Origin of the sequence: Parahaliea mediterranea, assembly GCF_017255185.1 — a bacterium.
In the GTDB taxonomy this organism is placed as follows: Bacteria; Pseudomonadota; Gammaproteobacteria; order Pseudomonadales; family Halieaceae; genus JAFKCZ01.
The window spans coordinates 25725-41996 of record NZ_JAFKCZ010000011.1 but is presented as its reverse complement, the minus strand read 5'-3'; the positions used below and the strand labels follow the sequence as shown (position 1 = coordinate 41996).

15 protein-coding genes are annotated in these 16272 nt (G+C 67.7%); 8 read left to right on the top strand and 7 right to left on the bottom strand.

Annotated features, from left to right (window positions below):
- Positions 1–15: 15 nt before the first annotated feature.
- Both JYP50_RS15185 and JYP50_RS15180 read left to right on the top strand, forming a co-directional pair.
- Positions 16–1143 (top strand): acyl-CoA dehydrogenase family protein, encoded by a 1128-nt coding sequence (locus JYP50_RS15185; protein WP_206561402.1) that lies wholly within the window; start codon positions 16–18, stop codon positions 1141–1143.
- Positions 1144–1257: 114 nt separating this feature from the next.
- Entirely contained in the window at positions 1258–2610 is a 1353-nt protein-coding gene (locus JYP50_RS15180; RefSeq protein WP_206561401.1) for a hypothetical protein, read from the top strand.
- Positions 2611–2630: 20 nt separating this feature from the next.
- On the opposite strand, the gene JYP50_RS15175 is transcribed toward JYP50_RS15180, so the two are convergent.
- From JYP50_RS15175 to JYP50_RS15165, 3 genes are all read right to left on the bottom strand, one after another.
- Complete coding sequence (locus JYP50_RS15175) at positions 2631–3326, bottom strand: PaaI family thioesterase (RefSeq protein WP_206561400.1); 696 nt, start codon at positions 3324–3326, stop codon at positions 2631–2633.
- A gap of 19 nt (positions 3327–3345) precedes the next feature.
- Positions 3346–4503, bottom strand: a complete 1158-nt coding sequence (locus JYP50_RS15170) for an alpha/beta fold hydrolase (protein ID WP_206561399.1) — start codon at positions 4501–4503, stop codon at positions 3346–3348.
- A gap of 87 nt (positions 4504–4590) precedes the next feature.
- Positions 4591–5982, bottom strand: coding sequence for an SDR family NAD(P)-dependent oxidoreductase (locus JYP50_RS15165; protein WP_206561398.1), 1392 nt, complete (start codon positions 5980–5982; stop codon positions 4591–4593).
- 238 nt (positions 5983–6220) lie between these two features.
- Here JYP50_RS15165 and JYP50_RS15160 point away from each other — a divergent pair, with 238 nt between their 5' ends.
- Both JYP50_RS15160 and JYP50_RS15155 read left to right on the top strand, forming a co-directional pair.
- Positions 6221–6895 carry a class D sortase gene (locus tag JYP50_RS15160; protein WP_241263189.1) on the top strand — a complete coding sequence of 225 codons (675 nt, stop codon included), beginning with the start codon at positions 6221–6223 and terminating at the stop codon, positions 6893–6895.
- Between the two features lie 12 nt (positions 6896–6907).
- Positions 6908–7468: a hypothetical protein gene (locus tag JYP50_RS15155; RefSeq protein WP_206561397.1), complete on the top strand. Its 561-nt coding sequence runs from the start codon at positions 6908–6910 to the stop codon at positions 7466–7468.
- Positions 7469–7542: 74 nt separating this feature from the next.
- On the opposite strand, the gene JYP50_RS15150 is transcribed toward JYP50_RS15155, so the two are convergent.
- Positions 7543–7866, bottom strand: a complete 324-nt coding sequence (locus tag JYP50_RS15150) for a hypothetical protein (RefSeq protein ID WP_347136807.1) — start codon at positions 7864–7866, stop codon at positions 7543–7545.
- A gap of 146 nt (positions 7867–8012) precedes the next feature.
- Here JYP50_RS15150 and JYP50_RS15145 point away from each other — a divergent pair, with 146 nt between their 5' ends.
- Both JYP50_RS15145 and JYP50_RS15140 read left to right on the top strand, forming a co-directional pair.
- Positions 8013–9095: an alpha/beta hydrolase gene (locus JYP50_RS15145; RefSeq protein WP_206561395.1), complete on the top strand. Its 1083-nt coding sequence runs from the start codon at positions 8013–8015 to the stop codon at positions 9093–9095.
- Complete coding sequence (locus JYP50_RS15140; RefSeq protein WP_206561394.1) at positions 9092–9844, top strand: lysophospholipid acyltransferase family protein; 753 nt, start codon at positions 9092–9094, stop codon at positions 9842–9844. Before JYP50_RS15145 ends, JYP50_RS15140 begins: the two co-directional genes overlap by 4 nt.
- A gap of 13 nt (positions 9845–9857) precedes the next feature.
- Here the strand turns inward: JYP50_RS15140 and JYP50_RS15135 are convergent, their stop codons facing one another.
- The gene (locus JYP50_RS15135) at positions 9858–10292 is read right to left on the bottom strand and encodes an Lrp/AsnC family transcriptional regulator (protein WP_206561393.1); all 435 of its coding nucleotides are present in this window, start codon (positions 10290–10292) and stop codon (positions 9858–9860) included.
- A 209-nt stretch (positions 10293–10501) separates the two neighbouring features.
- On the opposite strand from JYP50_RS15135, the gene JYP50_RS15130 reads away from it, so the two are divergent.
- On the top strand, positions 10502–12421 hold the full coding sequence (locus JYP50_RS15130; protein WP_347136806.1) for an aminotransferase class I/II-fold pyridoxal phosphate-dependent enzyme: 1920 nt from the start codon (positions 10502–10504) through the stop codon (positions 12419–12421).
- 7 nt (positions 12422–12428) lie between these two features.
- Here JYP50_RS15130 and JYP50_RS15125 read toward each other — a convergent pair whose 3' ends face one another.
- Positions 12429–13601 carry an acyl-CoA dehydrogenase family protein gene (locus JYP50_RS15125; RefSeq protein WP_206561392.1) on the bottom strand — a complete coding sequence of 391 codons (1173 nt, stop codon included), beginning with the start codon at positions 13599–13601 and terminating at the stop codon, positions 12429–12431.
- Between the two features lie 38 nt (positions 13602–13639).
- Entirely contained in the window at positions 13640–14356 is a 717-nt protein-coding gene (locus tag JYP50_RS15120) for a TetR/AcrR family transcriptional regulator (protein WP_206561391.1), read from the bottom strand.
- Between the two features lie 94 nt (positions 14357–14450).
- Here JYP50_RS15120 and JYP50_RS15115 point away from each other — a divergent pair, with 94 nt between their 5' ends.
- Positions 14451–16256: an acyclic terpene utilization AtuA family protein gene (locus JYP50_RS15115; protein WP_206561390.1), complete on the top strand. Its 1806-nt coding sequence runs from the start codon at positions 14451–14453 to the stop codon at positions 16254–16256.
- Positions 16257–16272 lie beyond the last annotated feature (16 nt).

The window sequence follows — 16272 nt, the reverse complement described above, 5'->3', positions numbered from 1 at the left end:
GACAAGGAGAATACCATGGCACAACCCAATGATTTCGGCTTCGGCGAGGAAGCGGCGATGCTCAAGGACGCGGCGCGGAAGTTTTTTGCCGACAACCTGCCGGTGGCGGCCCTGCACCAGCTGGTGGCGGATAACCACGACCCCGATCGCGGCCCCGCGGTGGCCTGGCGCGAGGACCTGTGGCGGCAGATGGTGGAGCTGGGCTGGACCGCCCTGGCGATACCGGAGGCCGCCGGCGGCCTGGGCATGCCCCTGGTGGCGGTGGCCGGCCTGGTGGAGGAACTCGGCCGCGCGGCCTTTCCCTGTCCCCTGCTGGGCACCCTCAACGCCACGTTTGTGCTGGCGGCCTGCGGCGACCGGGCGGCCGCGGCCCTGGACGACATCGGCGCCGGCAGGGCCGCGACCCTGGCGCTGACCAACCGCGATGGCGACTGGAATCCCGCCGCGACCGAGCTGCGCGCCAGTGGCGGCACGCTGTCGGGAACGGCCTGGTTCGTACAGGACGCGGGCAAGGTCGACCGCCTGCTGGCGGCGGCCCATACCGAGGGCGGCCTGGGGCTGTTCTGGGTGGACGCCGGCGCCGCCGGGGTGCGCGTGCACGGCGACGCCATTGTCGACCTGACCCGCGACCAGGCGCATGTCAGCTTCGACAATGTCGAGGCGGTCGAGGTGAGCGCTAACGCCCTGGCCGCGCTCAACACGGCTTTTCCGGCCATCTGGACCCTGTTGGCGGCGGATATTGCCGGCGCCGCCGAATGGCAGCTGCAGACCACGGTGGAATACGCCAACACCCGCAAGCAGTTCGATCGGCCGCTGGGTTTTTTCCAGGCGGTAAAACACCCGCTGGTGGATGTGATGATCGGTATCGACGAGGTGCGCTCGCTGCTCTACAACGCCGCCTGTGCCTGTGACACCGAGCCGGAGAAGGCGGGCCAGTACGCGCACATGGCGCTGGCCGCGGCCAGCGACCTGGCGGGCTTTGCCTCCAGCCGGTCGGTGCAGTACCACGGCGGTATCGGCTTTACCTGGGAATGCTTCGTGCACCTGTACTTCAAGCGCCAGAAACACAGCCAGGCCCTGTGGGGCGATGGGGCCTGGCACCGGGCGCGACTGGCGGAAATCCTGCTGGACACCGCCGCCTGAGTATCATCGCGGCGTGGACAGCGCCGCGCTTCTTCGATATAAATGCGCAAACGGCCGGTGTGATTTGCGCGCCCGAGCTGTTTGCGCAATGAAAACGAAAAACAGCAGGGGCCTATGTATCGCTACAGCGTCGATCACGTCGTGACCTACAGTTCCGATGACCTGGTGCTGTTTCGTGAATCCCCCTTCGCCTGCTGGATGGAACGCCTGACGCTGGAAAATCCCGATCACGGCATCCCCCCCGACCGCGGCGCCAGGCCACCGCGCTCGCCATTTCGTCCCCAGGTCGCCTTCGCCGCGACCCTGCGCGCCAACGGTCGGCAGTTTGTGCAAATCGACTGGGACATGGACGAGCGCAAGCGCCGTGCGGCCACGCTGGAGGCCATGCGTACCGGTATCGACTTTATCGTCGACGGCCAGCTGGCGGTGGGGCCGCTCGCCGGCCCCGCCAACCTGCTGATGCGCACCAGCGGCTTTTCCGAGTTGGGCGATTACCTCTACCTGCCCTGTGATACCCAGGGCGACACCGGCGGGCACGACATATTCCGCCTGTGTTTCCTGGCGGATCTGTTGCACTCGATCCAGGGGCAGCTGCCGTCGCGCATGTTGATGATCCGCCAGGGCGCGGACGAGCTCAGCGCCCTCGATACCGACGATCATATCCACTATTACCGCGCGGTGAAGCGGCGCTTCATGCTGGCTCAAAAGGAGTTTCGCAAGCACCGCATGCCAGACCCCGCGGAGTCCTCGCACTGCGGCCGCTGGTACGATTGCGCCAACGAGGTGTTGCGCCAGCGCATGGTGCAGCGCCAGCAACCCGGGCGGGAGCCCGAGGCCGAACCGGCGCCGCACCGCGCGGACCCCGGGCGCGGGGAGGTGCTCGCCAGCGCCCCGCGGCGGGTCGTGGCGGGACACCGCGGAGCGGAATTGTACGACCTCGATTCGGTGACGCCGCGCAAGCCCGCCGCCGCAAGCCCCGGGCTGCAGGTCGTCGGCACCCTGGCCGAACAGGCCCGGCGCCTGGGGGAGGGCGCGATACCCGCCGCTGCGGAACATACCGGTCCGGGCCTGCAACCGCTGCGCTACATCGGCGAGAGCAGCGCGCCTCCGGAAATGCTGGCGGGTTTCAACCCGGCCCCGGCGAGGAAGGCCCCGGAAGACTCCGCCGCTACCCTGTCGTCGATTTCCGGCGCCGCGTCGCCAGCCCGCCGCGATGCCGACCAGGGCTGGGTGGTGGCGCCGCCGCCGCGGCCGGCGAGCAGCGGTCCGGCACCGCACCCGCTGGACAGTCCGGGCTTCAATATCAGCGCCCATATTCGTGTCGCCGGCAGGACGTCGCCGGCGGGGGTGACACTGGATACCCCGTCCTACGAAGTGGAGAGCGCGGCAGTCGAACGGGAGCCGCCCCGGCAGACGCCGCCGCCCTTTGGCGACCGGCTCAATACCAGCGACGCCTTCGACAGCTGACGATGGCCGCCGACAGCGGATTATTGCCCGCTGTTGCCCACGGCCATCTCCGCCATGGCGGCCATGCCGCGGGAGGGGCGGACAAACAGCCCCTCGGCGGTGGCGGTGATCTCGCCCCCGGCGCGCAATTCGCCGCTGACCAGGGTTTTGCGGTCCTCTGCCCGCGACAGTTGCGCGCTCAACTTGAGCTCGGTGTTCAGGGGGGTGGGGCGGAGGTAGCGCACGGTTAGGGTGCCGGTCATGCCGGGTTGGCCGCCCGCCACCTGGGCCATGCCCAGGAACTGGTCAAAGATGGCGGCGACAAACCCGCCGTGCACGAAGCCCGGCGGGCCCTCGTAGGCGAGGCCGCAGCGCACGGTGCCGTAGGCCCGGTTCCCGTCCAGCCACATGTTCAGGCCCGGCGCCAGCGGGTTGCTTTGCCCCCCCACCGCATTCAGCTCGTGGTTGATTTCCCCGTAGTGGCCGTGCTCGCCGCTCTTCAGGTAGGCCAGGGTGCCGTGCAGGCGGGGTGTGTCGGCCAGGGTCCGGTTTAGGGCCTCGACCTGTGCACTGGCCTGGGCCAGCTCGGCATCGCTGGCGACGGTACTCACCAGTAAGTCGTTGAGTTGGCGCACCGCTTCCGCCAGGCGGCGCTTGGCCTCCCAGTGACTGGAGTTGGGCGGCGCGACCTCCTCGGAGGCAAAAGGGTTGAACAACCCGGCGGTCAATTCGTCCATGGGCGTGTGTCCTGTGTCTTCAGTATTGGCGCAGTGACCGAAAGGCCGCGCGCAACTCGCCGACGAACAACTCCGGCTGTTCGAAGGCGGCAAAGTGGCCGCCCCGGTCCAGCTCGTTCCAGTAAATGAGGTTGTGGAAGCGCTTTTCGGCCCAGCGGCGACTGCTGCGGAAGATTTCCCGGGGGAAGATCGAGCAGCCGACCGGCATCGCGATCGGGTCGAGATTGGGTGTGTTGAAGCTTTCCCAGTACAGGCGGGCGGAACTGGCGGCGGCGTTATTGAGCCAGTAGAACATCACGTTGTCCAGTAACTCGTCGCGCGTCAGCACATGCTCGGGGTGCTTCTTGCCGTCGCGTTCGCAATCGGTCCAGGCCTGGAACTTTTCCAATACCCAGGCGAGCTGGCCCACGGGGGAGTCCGCGAGGGCGTAGCCGAGGGTTTGGGGGCGGGTGGATTGCTGCTTGGAGTAGCCCGAACCCCAGCGCTGGTAGTCGTCCATCGCCTCCAGCGCGGCCTGCTCGGTCGGCGTGAGCTCGGCCATGGTGTCGGGGTCGGGCAATACGATGGGCATGTTGATGTGGATGCCGGCGCAGTGCCCGGTCTCGGTCTGGCCCATGCTCTGGGTCACCATGCTGCCCCAGTCGCCGCCCTGGGCGACATAGCGTTCGTAGCCCAGGCGCGCCATGAGCTCGCCCCACAGGCGGCCGATACGCTCCACCCCGGTACCGCTGGTGGCGGGCTTGCCGCTAAAGCCGTAGCCGGGCAGCGACGGCGCGACCACGTGAAAGGCCTCGCTGGCGTCGCCACCGTGGGCTGTCGGGTCCACCAGGGGGGCGATCACCTTGTGGAATTCCACCACCGAGCCCGGCCAGCCGTGACTCAGGATCAGGGGCAGGGCATCCGCGTGGGGGCTGCGCGCGTGGATGAAGTGAATCCCGGTGCCGGCGATGTCGGTGACGAATTGCGGCCAGCGATTGAGGTGCCGCTCCCGGGCCCGCCAGTCGTAGTCCTTCGCCCAATAGTCGGCGACGTCGCGGACATAGTTCAGGGGGATGCCCTGGCTCCAGTCGTCCACGGTTTCGCGGTCGGGCCAGCGGGTGTTGGCGAGGCGGGCGTGCAGGTCCCGCAGCGTCGACTCCGGTACGTCGATAGTAAAGGGGCGGATGGATTCGGTCACGGCGTCTCTCCTGGGGCCCGGGCGGGCGCGTCGACACACCGTAGCCAGCGCTACCGACCAATGCAATACGCGCGGTTTAACAGGCTGTTAAAATACCGCCTCCATGTATTCGCGCAGCGCCGCGCGCTCGCCGGGGCTCTCCTGGGTGCGCGCGAGCAGGTGGGTGGGGCGCGGTTCCCGGTCGAGGAACAGCTGCCCGCTGACCTTGCCGGCCTCGGTGGCGCGGGCCAGCCACACGATGGTGTCGGCGCCCTGGTCGGGGCTGCGCAGGATGCGCCGGGTGAGTTTGCGAAAGCCCGGTAGCGACTTCGCGACACCGGGCGTGTCGGCCCAGCCGGGGTGCATGGCGTTGACCACGATACCCTCTCGCGCCCAGTCGGCGGCCCACTGTTCGGTCAGTACCATCAGCGCGCGCTTGGCCCGGGCATAGGTCTCGGCGCCGCTGTAGCCGTCGGAGCCCGCCTGCAGTCGCCCGACTTCCAGGCGCTGGCTGTACATGCCCCCGGACACCACGTTGATCACCCGTGGAGCGGGGGCCTGCCGCAGCAGCGGTTTGAGTCCCCGGGTCAGGCGGTAGGGCGCCAGGAGCAGCAGGGCAAAGCTCTGTTCCAGGCCCTCGTCGGTCTGGCCCCATTGCGTGAACAGCGCGCCCGCGTTGTTGACCAGGATGTCGATTGGCCTGTCGCGGAGGGTCAAGCGCTGTACCAGGGCGTCCACCTCCCGCATCAGGCGCAGGTCGGCCAGTTCTACATAAATGTGTTCATTGCCGGTTTCGCGGCGCAGCGCCGCGACCAGTGGCTGGGCCTTGGCCTCGTCGCGAATTACCAGGGTCAGGGCGGCCCCGGTCCGCGCCAGTTCCAGGGCGGTGGCGTAACCGAGTCCCGAGCTGGCGCCGGTGATCAGCGCGTGCTTGTCGCCCATCCAGGCCGACACGGGATTCCAGCGTTTGCGGCCGCGACGGTACCCGGCGCTGGAGAACAGGGCCACGCCGGGCACCAGCCAGGCGTCCGCCCGGCGCGTGTCCGACGCCGCGGCCGGTGGTGGAAAATCGTCTTGCAGTGCCCGCCGCATGCCCGCCACCGCCTTGCGCCCCATGCGCGCCATGCCGTTTCGCATGGCGGGTTCCAGGGCCGCCAGGGGGCCGTGAAACGCGAAGTGGGCGCGGTAGTCGATGTGACAGCCGGTGGCGGTGTCGCTGAAGTGGATGACATCGGTTACCGCGAACAGGCGGCTTTGCCCTTGCAGGGTCAGCGCCCGGCCGGGTTCCAGGTGGGTCACAGTGTATTCGATATCGATCGTGCCCAGCGGCAGCTTGCACACCAGGTCGAAGCGGCTGCCGACGTCGACCGGCCCCGGGGTCGCCTTGCGCGCCGAGCGCGTGGTGTGATCCCACTCGGCGGCGGAACGAAAGTCCCGCAGGTAGGCGAAGACCTCGGCCCTGGGCCTGTCCACTTCGAATTTTTCATGCAGTTCGATCATTGAGCTACTCATTCACGCACCCTGCATGGTACGGACGGGACCCGGGGAGCGGTTCACAGCGGCCCCGGGATTCGCTCCGGGAACTCGCTTGTCAGTATAGGGCACCGGGGGGGCGCCGCCGGTTGTGGGTCACCTGGCTGGCATCCGCTAGCATTTTTGTCCATCGGGTCTAGACTGTGTAGGAAACCGGACATGTGATCCGGACTGGCCTGCCATAAGAAGGGGTTGTGCTTCCGAGATGAGGGGATCGCTGCGAGACATCTTCCTGCGGGGAGGAGAGTGCCTCAGTTACGCCGGGGGCGTTGTCCTGACCGGCTTTTTTCTCAGTCAGCTGGCTCTCGGCGAGGTGCAGCGCCTCGGCGACATCGCCACTTTCGAATCGATGCGCGGCGGCGCGGCGGAAGCGCCGTCCGCCATTGCCGTCGACCACCTGCCGCCGCCGGACATGACCCTGTGGTCGCCGGGGCGCGTCGCCGACTACCAGGCCAGCCTGCGGGCCGAGCTGCCCCCCGTGCTGGGCGTGCTCAGCGCTCCCGCCCTCGGCCTGGAGGTGCCGGTTTACGCCACCGACAGCGAACTGACCATGGACCGCGGCGCCGGCATTATCGACGGCATGGCCTATCCCCACGAGGGCGGCAATATCGGCATTGCCGGCCACCGCGACGGTTACTTCCGGGTGCTCAAGGACATCAGCGTGGGCGACAGCCTGGAGCTGCAGACCCTCGCCGGCCGCAAGCGTTTTACCGTCGAGCGGGCCCGCGTGGTGGAGATCGAGGACACCCATGTGCTGGCGGACACTGATCACCAGTCGTTGACGCTGGTCACCTGTTACCCCTTCTACTTTGTCGGGCACGCGCCACAGCGTTTTGTTGTGACCGCGACGCTGGACAAAAACTATGTCAATCGAAATTAAGGAGGATTTGACATGCTCAAGCAGTTGACCATAGCAACCGGAGTGATTGTGGCGCTCGGTATGAGTGGCCAGGCGGCCGCCCAGGCGCCCACCTGTGCCGATATCGAGTGGTCCGCCAGCGTCAAGGCGGATTACCCGGACATCGAGGAGACCTGTTCCGGCGTGTACGAGCGGGACGGCAAGCTGTACGCCCAGGCCAGGGTGGAAGTGCAGCGCGTGCGCGGCAACCGGATCACCTTCCGGCCCCTGCACACCGACGGTACCAAGGGCGATTCGCACAGCATCAACGTGCCCAGCACCTGGCGGGCCAAGATCGCCGGGCGCAACTACCGGGCCAGCGAACTGGTGCGCGGCCAGGAGTTGAACGTCTACGTGCCCAACGACCGCTGGGCCCTGGCGGTGTACGACGAAGAGCCGTCGATGGCCGAGGAAATCGAGGTCATCGAGATCGTGGCAGTGGAGGAGGTGGCGATGCCCACCACCGCCAGCCCGCTGTTCCTGTTCGGCCTGGGTGGTGGCGCGCTGCTGTCCCTCGGTGGCCTGTTGACCGCCTTGCGCCGGCGCCGGCACTGATCGCCGCAGTTCAAGGCAAGTGATCGAGGGGCCCGCGGGCCCCTTTTTTCTCCCCCCGGCTCACCCGGGCGAATTCAGTCCTCTATCCACACCCGCCGCAGCGGTTCGCCGAAATCGTCGTAGATGGTTTTGCGCCGGGGCCGGGACAGGGGGCCGCGCCGTGGCTTGGTATTGCGTTTTGACAGGGCCTTGCGCCGTTCCTCTATCGTGGCCACGACCTCGGGCACCAGGGTGCGCGTGGTCCGGGGCTCGACGAACAGGCGGCGGGTGAGGTAGTCGGGGGGGGATTGCGGGTCGGTGCCACTGGTGCCGCGGGGAATCGCCTCGACCTGGCCGCCCTCCTGCAGAAAGGCTTCGGTGGCCCGTTCCAGGTCGGCGCGCAAATCGGCTTTTGACACGGGTTTTTTCATGTCAGTGGACCCCGGTGGCGGGGCGTTCCCAGACCTCAAACCGCCTAGTATAGTCTCACCGCCGTTTTATGTCGCCCGTGCATTCTGGTTTAATGCACCGTTTGGTACGCCCCGTCCATCTCCTGGAGACGCCCATGCTCTGGTTTGTCATTGCTGTGCTCGCGCTGTGTGCTTTTACCCTGTACAAGCTGCGCGGCGAAAACCTGGTCTTTCTAGACCAGCCAACTGACCAGCCCCGGCTGGCGGCGCCCGCCGCGGCGCCGTCGCCGGCACACCATCAGGTGGTGGAGTCGCTACAGGCTTTCAGTCGCGCCGGGCGCGGGCTGAAGGGGAGTGCCCGCCTGGCCGCCATACGCGACTTTATGGACTCGCTCAGCGACGGTCGCGACCTGGCCAGCGAGTTGCGCACGGTACCGGCGGGCGGGCCGCGCGGCGAATGGGTGCTGGCACCCGGCGCGAACCCGCGCCGGCGGCTGCTGTACATCCACGGTGGCGCCTGGATGGCGGGGAGTCCGCGCAGCCACCGCTCGATCACCAACCGCCTGTCGCTGGACAACGGCTGCGCGGTGTTTTCCCTCGACTATCGCCTGATGCCCGAACACCGCCGGCGCGACGGCATCGAGGATTGCCGCGACGCCTACCGCTGGCTGCTGGAGAACGGCCCCGATGACACGGCGCCGGCGGAATTCATCGCCATCGCGGGCGATTCCGCCGGTGGCAACCTGACCCTGTCGCTCATCGCCTGGGTGCGTGACGTGGGCCTGCGCACCCCGGATGCCGCGGTGGCGTTTTCCCCGGCCACCGATGGCGCAATGACCTCGCCCAGCCTGCGCGGCAATCTCGGTACCGACCCGATGCTCGGTCCGGCCTTTGGCAAGCTGACCCGCATACCGGGGCCCCTGCTGTGGTGGGCCACCTGGCTGGGAACCCGTTTCATGCCCTCCGACCCGGTGGTCTCGCCCCTGCGCGGTGACCTTCGTGGCCTGCCGCCGCTGCTGATCCAGGCGAGCGAGGCGGAAATGCTGCTGGACGACGCCCGCCGTTACGCGCGCAAGGCGCAGCTCGCCGGCTCGCCGGTGGAGCTGCAGACCTGGCCCCACATGGTGCACGTGTGGCAGATATTCACCCCGGAACTGCCCGAGGCGGAGGAGGCCTATCGGGAGGTCGCGGCTTTTCTCCAGCGTGCCGGCGCCGCCAGCGAGGCCAGCCCCGCATGAATGCCCTGCGCTCGCTGATTGTGTTTTTGTGGATGGTGGTATCGGTGATCCCCATCGGTGTGGGCCTGTTGACGTTTTCGCTGTTCGTGCGCGACGACAAGCTGTGGTGGTGGTTCGCGGTGCCCTGGCTCAAGGGCGTGATCGGCGTGGCCCGACTGGTGGGCGGGGTGCGCTACCGGGTGCACGGCGCCGAGAACCTCCCGGCGCCGGACGACATGCGTCGCATCGTGCTGTGCCCCAAGCACCAGTCCACCTGGGAAACCTTTTTCTTCCCCAGCATGACCCCGCATCCGCTGGCCTATGTGTTCAAGCAGGAGTTACTGGCGATTCCCGTGTTCGGCTGGTGCATGGCCCGGCTGAAGATGATTCACATTGACCGCAGCAAGCGCAACGAGGCCTGGAGCAAGGTGGCGGAACAGGGCCGTGAACTGATGGACCGCGGCAAGTGGGTGATTATGTTCCCCGAGGGGACCCGCACCGAACGGGGCAAGCACGGCAATTACAAGACCGGCGCCACTCGCCTGGCTATCGCCGCCGACGCCAGCGTCATCCCGGTGGCGGTCACCTCCGGGCGCTGCTGGCCGCGGCGTTCCTTTTCCTTCATTCCCGGGGTGATCGATGTCTCCATCGGCACGCCGGTGCCGGCCAGCGGGCGCAAGCCGGGTGAACTCATGGACGAGATCGAGCGCTGGATCGAGGCCGAGATGCGCCGGTTGGACCCGGAGGCCTACGCGCGCAAGGCGGCCTAGGGAGAGGCTTTTTCTAGCGCCGGAACTTGGTGGTGAGGACGATGGAGGTGGTGGTCTTCTCCACTCCGGGCAGGGCGCGGATGCCATCCAGCACGATGTCCATTTCCTCGGTGGTGGCGGTCTGCACCGAGGTCACCAGGTCGAAGACCCCGCTCACCGTTTGCAGGGTCTTCACCGCCTCCATGTCCTGCAGGGCCGCCTCCACCCGCTGACCCTGTTTCGGGTTCACCTGGATCATCACGTGGGCGCGCAACTGGCGCTGGTCGAAGCCGTCGTTAAAGCGCAGGGTGTAGCCCTCGATGATCTGGCGCTGCTCGAGGCGCGCGATGCGGTCCTGCACGGTGGAGCGCGAGACCCCCAAGGCCCGCGCGAGGGCGCTGGTACTGGCCCGGGCGTTGCGTGTCAGCAGGTTGATCAGTTGGCGGTCGGTGTGATCGAGTGCCTTCATATTGATGTATTGTCCCGTTATATTGCCGGAAACTATACGTTAATCCGTCAGAATTGCTATTCAATCTGGTGGTTGCCGCCACTACACTGGGATCTCGACTGATTGCCGGGAGCCCCGCCGTGTCTGAACCGACCGTGTCTGAACCGACCGTGTCTGGACCGACCGTGTCTGAACCGACCGTGTCTGAACCGACCGTGTCTGGACCGACCGTGTCCGCACAGACCGTGAATGTCGCCCTGATGAGCGCCGATGCCGACTACCGTACCTCCCTGCTGGGAGCCCTGGCGCAGTGCGCGGCGGCGGATGCCGGTCGTTCGGGCGCCTGCGAATTGCGTTTTCTGCCCCTGGCCGGAGAGGCGCCGCTGCTTGCCCGGGCGGCGGAGGACGGCGAATTGCAGGCGGTGGTGATCGACCTCGCCGGGGCGGGGGCCGGAGCCGGGCGCGACCTGCTGGCGCGCCTGCAGGTCCTGCGCCCGGAGCTCGACCTGTTCCTGCTGGTGAACGACGAGGCGGATTTCCCCGATGCCGCGGCGGAACTGGTGGACCGCCGCGACGCCAAGCCGAACCAGTTGTTCCGCCAGGTGCGCAACGCCATTGGCCGCCGTGCGCGCACGCCCTTTGCCGACACCTTGCGCGACTATGTGTACAGCGCCAAGGACGCCTGGCACACCCCGGGTCACTCCGGCGGCGACAGCCTGCGGGAGAGCCCCTGGGTGGCGGATTTCTACCGCATGATGGGCGAGCACATCTTCAATACCGACCTGTCGGTGTCGGTGCAGTCCCTGGACTCGCTGCTGGAGCCCCACAGCGTGATCCAGGAAGCCCAGGACCTGGCGGCTGAAGCTTTCGGTGCGCGCCGCACCTTCTTTGTCACCAACGGCACTTCCACCGCCAACAAGGTGATCGTGCAGCACCTGCTCGGTGCCGGCGGCAAGGTGATCCTCGACCAGGCTTGCCACAAGTCGGTCCACCACGCGGTGATCCTGTTCGGCGCCGAGCCGGTCTACCTGCCGGCCTCGGTCAAGACCCGCTACGGCTTCTATGGCCCGGTGCCCCGGGAGCGGGTGTTCGCGGCCATCGACGCCCACCCGGAGGCCAGGCTGCTGGTGCTGACCTCCTGCACCTACGACGGTTTACGCTACGACCTGGCGCCGATCATCGAGCGCGCCCACGAGCGCGGCATCAAGGTGCTGATCGACGAGGCCTGGTACGCCCACGGCCGCTGTCACCCCGAGCTGCGCCCCAACGCCCTCGACTGCGGCGCCGACTACGTGACCCAGAGTACCCACAAGATGCTGTCGGCGTTCTCCCAGGCCAGCATGATTCACGTCGCCGACCCGGATTTCGACGAGCACCGTTTCCGCGAAAACCTCAACATGCACACCTCCACCAGCCCCCAGTACGCGATGATCGCCAGCCTGGACGTGGCCCGCAAACAGGCCAGCCTGGAGGGCTTCAGCCTGCTCACCCGCTGCCTGGATATCGCCCGCCGCCTGCGCGAGGGCATCGACGACACCGGCGTGTTCCGGGTGCTGGGCCTGGAGGAGATGCTGCCGGTGGAACTGGCGGAAGACGGCATCCGCCTGGACCCGCTGAAACTCAGTGTCGATACCAGCGCCTCCGGGCTCAGCGCCCGGCAGGTGCAGCTGCAGTTGTTCGAGGAGTTCGGCATCCAGGTGGAGAAAGTCACCCACAACACCCTCACCGTGCTGGTGACCGTGGGCGCCACCCAGGGCAAGGTGCTGCGCCTGCTGAAGGCGCTGCGCAAGATGGCCGCGCGGGCGACTCCCGCCGATCGGGAGCAGGCGGCGGGGGAGGGGGAGGTGGCGGCGCCGTTGCCGCCGCTGTCGGATTTCCAGCGCCTGCCGCGGCAGGCCTATTTCGGCGCGTCGCGGCTGGTCGGGCTGACCGACGAGGACGGCGGGCTCAACGCCGCGATTGTCGGCCAGCTTAGCGCCGACCAGGTGGTGCCCTATCCGCCGGGCATCCCGGTGCTGAATCCGGGACAGGTGATTACCCGGGAGATCGCCGCCTACCTGCTGGCGCAGTACCGCAGTAGCAATGGCATCGAGCTCCACGGCCTGCTGGAGCGGCGCGAGCGGCCCTGGCTGCGGGTGGTGGAGCCCTAGCTTTTGGCTACACGCCGTACTGGCGCGCGGCCAGGTCGCGCATGATTTCCTCCGAGCCGCCGCCGATGGCGTTGACCCGCACCTCGCGGTAGATCCGCTCCACCCGGTTGCCGCGCATATAGCCGATGCCGCCGAGGATCTGCATTGCCTCGCGGGCGCAGAACTCCAGTGTCTCACTGGCCTGTACCTTGAGCATGGCGATGTCGCCGGGATTGGGCGTGCCGGCGGCGATGGTCTCGTAGCACAGGCGCAGGTAGGCCTGGGTGGCGTTGATCCTCTGTTTCATCTGCGCGATTTTGTGGCGGATGACCTGGTGGTCCGCCAGGCGCCTGCCGAAGGTCTTGCGCTCGCCCGCCCAGGCCACCGCTTCCTCCAGGCATACCCGGGCCTGGGCTTCCATGCCGGCGGCCATGGCCATGCGCTCGCCGTTGAAATTGGTCATGATCACCCGGAAACCCTGGTTCTCCTCGCCGATCAACTGGTCGACGGGCACCCGCACGTTGTCGAAGTAGAGGGTGGCGGTATCCGAGGTCCACCAGCCCTGCTTGCGGGTCAGCGGGGTGCGGGAAAAACCCTCGGCGTCGGTGGGGATCAGCAGCATGGATACACCGCCGGCGCCTTCGCCGCCGGTGCGCACCGCGGTGGACACCCAGTTGGCACGCATCCCGCCGGTGATGTAGGTCTTGCTGCCGTTGATCACATACTCGTCGCCGTCGCGCACCGCGGTGGTGGCCAGGCCGGCCACGTCGGAACCGGCGCCCGGCTCGGTGATGCCCAGGGAGATGTGTTTCTCCCCCGCCAGCACCGCCGGGGCCACCGCCTGCTTCATGGCCTCGCTGCCCCAGTTGATCACCGGCGGCAGGCCGATGCCGTGGACCATCAGGCTGGCGGGAATGCCGCCGACGCCGATGCGCGCCAGCTCCTCGTTGGCGATCCAGCCGAACCAGAGGTCGGTACCCTCGGTGACGCCGCCGTAGGCCTCGGGGTAGCCCAGTCCCAGCAGGCCCACCGCCGCGGCTTTGGGCCACAGTTCGATGGGGATGTGGCCGGCCTCGTCCCAGTCCTCGGCGTGGGGCATGATCTCGGTATCGATAAAGCGGCGCAGCTGTTGCCGCCAGGCGTGGTGCTCGGTGGTGAGATGAGGGTTGGGCAGGCGTGCCGAGTCGAAAGTCAGTGACATGGGTATCTCCTTGCGGTTTATTCGAATCCGGGGTCGAGTCAGTCCGTGGCCAGCTGTTCCAGGCGTGCGGCGACGGCTTCCAGGCGCCGGCAGGTGTGTGCCAGTTCCGCCGGCTCTGTGCTCGCGGTTTGCCCCGCGCGCATGCTCTGCCACAGGGGCTCCACGATGCTGCCGGCGCGCGCCGGCAACTGGTCGAAACTGTCGTGCAGGAAGAGGCTGCGATTGCAGTACTCCAGCCCGCCGAAGAACAAGTCGCGCAGGGCCGACAGGTTGATGTCGGCGCGCACCTCGCCCCGCTCGATGCCCTCGCGCACGCTGAAGTCGAACACCCAGGCGTAGCTCAGGTTGAGTTGGTGCAGCACCGAGCCGGCGATCTCGGTATAGCCCCGGATGTCCACGTTCATGTAGGACTGAATCAGGCGCATGAACAGGGCGTTGTCCCGGGACATCACCTGGATGTGGTTCTCGGCCAGGAACTGCAGGCGCTCGCGGGTATCGACCCGGCGCCGCAGTCCGTCGACGGCCCGCTCGGTGAGCTCCTCATAGATGCGCGCGAGGATGCCGCTGATGAGCTCGTTCTTGGAGCTGAAGTAGTTAAAGAGCGTGCCCTCGGAGACACCCGCGGCGGCGGCGATCTTGCGGGTGGAGACCGCGTGGAAACCCTCCTCGCCGAACAGGCGCGTGGCGGCCTCGAGGATGTTGTCGGCGCGCTCCTCGCTGCGCCCGCGGAATCTGGCTGTCGTTGTCTCGGTCATCACCATCCTCGACAATTGAATTGAGCGATACCTTTAAATAATATAGCATCACTCAATATTGTGAAAGACATCACCCATCGGAGGAATGCGGCGCATGCGTGAAATCACCATCGGCGGGGCCTCGGGTTTCTGGGGCGACGCCGCCCTCGCGACCCCGCAACTGCTGGACAGCGGCGACAACGGCAAGCTCGACTTCCTGGTCTACGACTACCTGGCGGAAATCACCATGTCCATCCTGGCCCGGGCCCGGGCCGCGGACGACAGCAAGGGCTACGCCACGGATTTCGTGAGCGCGGCCATGGCGCCGAACCTGGCGCGCATCGCGGCGCAAGGGGTCAGGGTGATCGCCAATGCCGGCGGGGTGAATCCCGGGGCCTGCGCCGCCGCGCTGCGCGGCCTGATCCGCGAGGCGGGCCTGTCCCTCAAGGTGGCCGTGGTGGCGGGGGATGACCTCGGCGCCCGGGCCAGCGACTTCGCCGGGGCCCGTGAAATGTTCAGCGGCGAAGCCTTTCCGCCCCTGGAGAAGGTGGCCAGCATCAACGCCTATCTCGGCGCTTTTCCCATCGCCGCCGCCCTCGACAAAGGGGCCGACATCGTGATTACCGGGCGCTGCGTTGACAGCGCGGTCACCCTGGGGGCCTGCATCCACGCCTTCGGCTGGTCCCGGGAGGACTACGACCGCCTGGCTGGCGGCAGCCTGGCGGGGCATATCCTCGAGTGCGGCACCCAGGCCAGCGGCGGTAATTTCACCGACTGGGAAGGGGTTGAGCGCCTGGACGAGGCGGGCTACCCCCTGGCCACCATTGCCGGGGATGGCAGCTTCGAGGTGCACAAGGGCGCGGGGACCGGCGGCCTGGTCAGCGTGGGTACGGTCGCCGAGCAGATGCTGTACGAGATTGGTGACCCGGGGGCCTACCTCCTGCCCGATGTGGCCTGCGACTTTACCTCAGTGCAACTGGAACAGGTGGCGGAGCACCGGGTGCGCGTCAGCGGCGCCGCTGGCCGCGGGGCCCCCGACAGTTACAAGGCCAGCGCGACCTGGGCGGACGGTTTCCGCGCCGGGCATATCTGGACCGTGTACGGACGAGACGCCGGCGCCCGGGCGCGGCACTTTGCCGGGGGTGTGTTCCGGCGCGCCGCCGCGGCCCTGGAAAAGGCGGGGCTGCCCCCGTTTACCGAGACCTGCTGCGAGGTGATCGGCGAGGAGTCGCACTTTGGCGGCGCGCGCGCCGTGGGCGCGGTGCGCGAGGTGGATATGAAATTGGCGGTGCGCCATGCCAGCCCGAAGGGCATCGGCATCTTCCTCAAGGAGATGACCGGACTGGCGCTGACCGCGCCCCCCGGCCTGACCGGCTTCGCCGGCGCGCGGGCCAAGCCCTCGCCGGTGGTGCGCCTGTTCTCGCTGCGCGTACCGAAAACGGAGGTGGCGATCAGTGTCGACGTGGAGGGGGAGGTCGCGCGCTGCGACGACCCCTTGCCCACGGAGGCCGCGGCGCCGCCCCCTGTCCACGAGCCGCCCGAGGCCGGGCCGGGGGACACCGGAGTGGAGGTGCCGCTGGAAACCCTGGCCTGGGCGCGCAGCGGCGACAAGGGCAACAAGGCCAACGTGGGCGTGATTGCGCGCCATGCGGACTTCGTACCCTACATCGCCAGCGCCCTGGACGAGGCGCGGGTGGCGGACTGTTTCGCCCATTTCCTCGCCCCGGGGCAGGCGCGGCCGGTAGAGCGCTTTTATCTGCCGGGTAGCCGCGCCTTCAACTATCTGCTGCACGAGGTGCTCGGTGGCGGCGGGGTGGCGAGCCTGCGCTCAGACCCCCAGGGCAAGGGTTACTCCCAAATTCTGCTGGCGCAGCCCGTCGCCGTGCCGGCGAGTCTCGCCGAGCGCCACCAACTGATCTGATACCGAAGCCGAACAG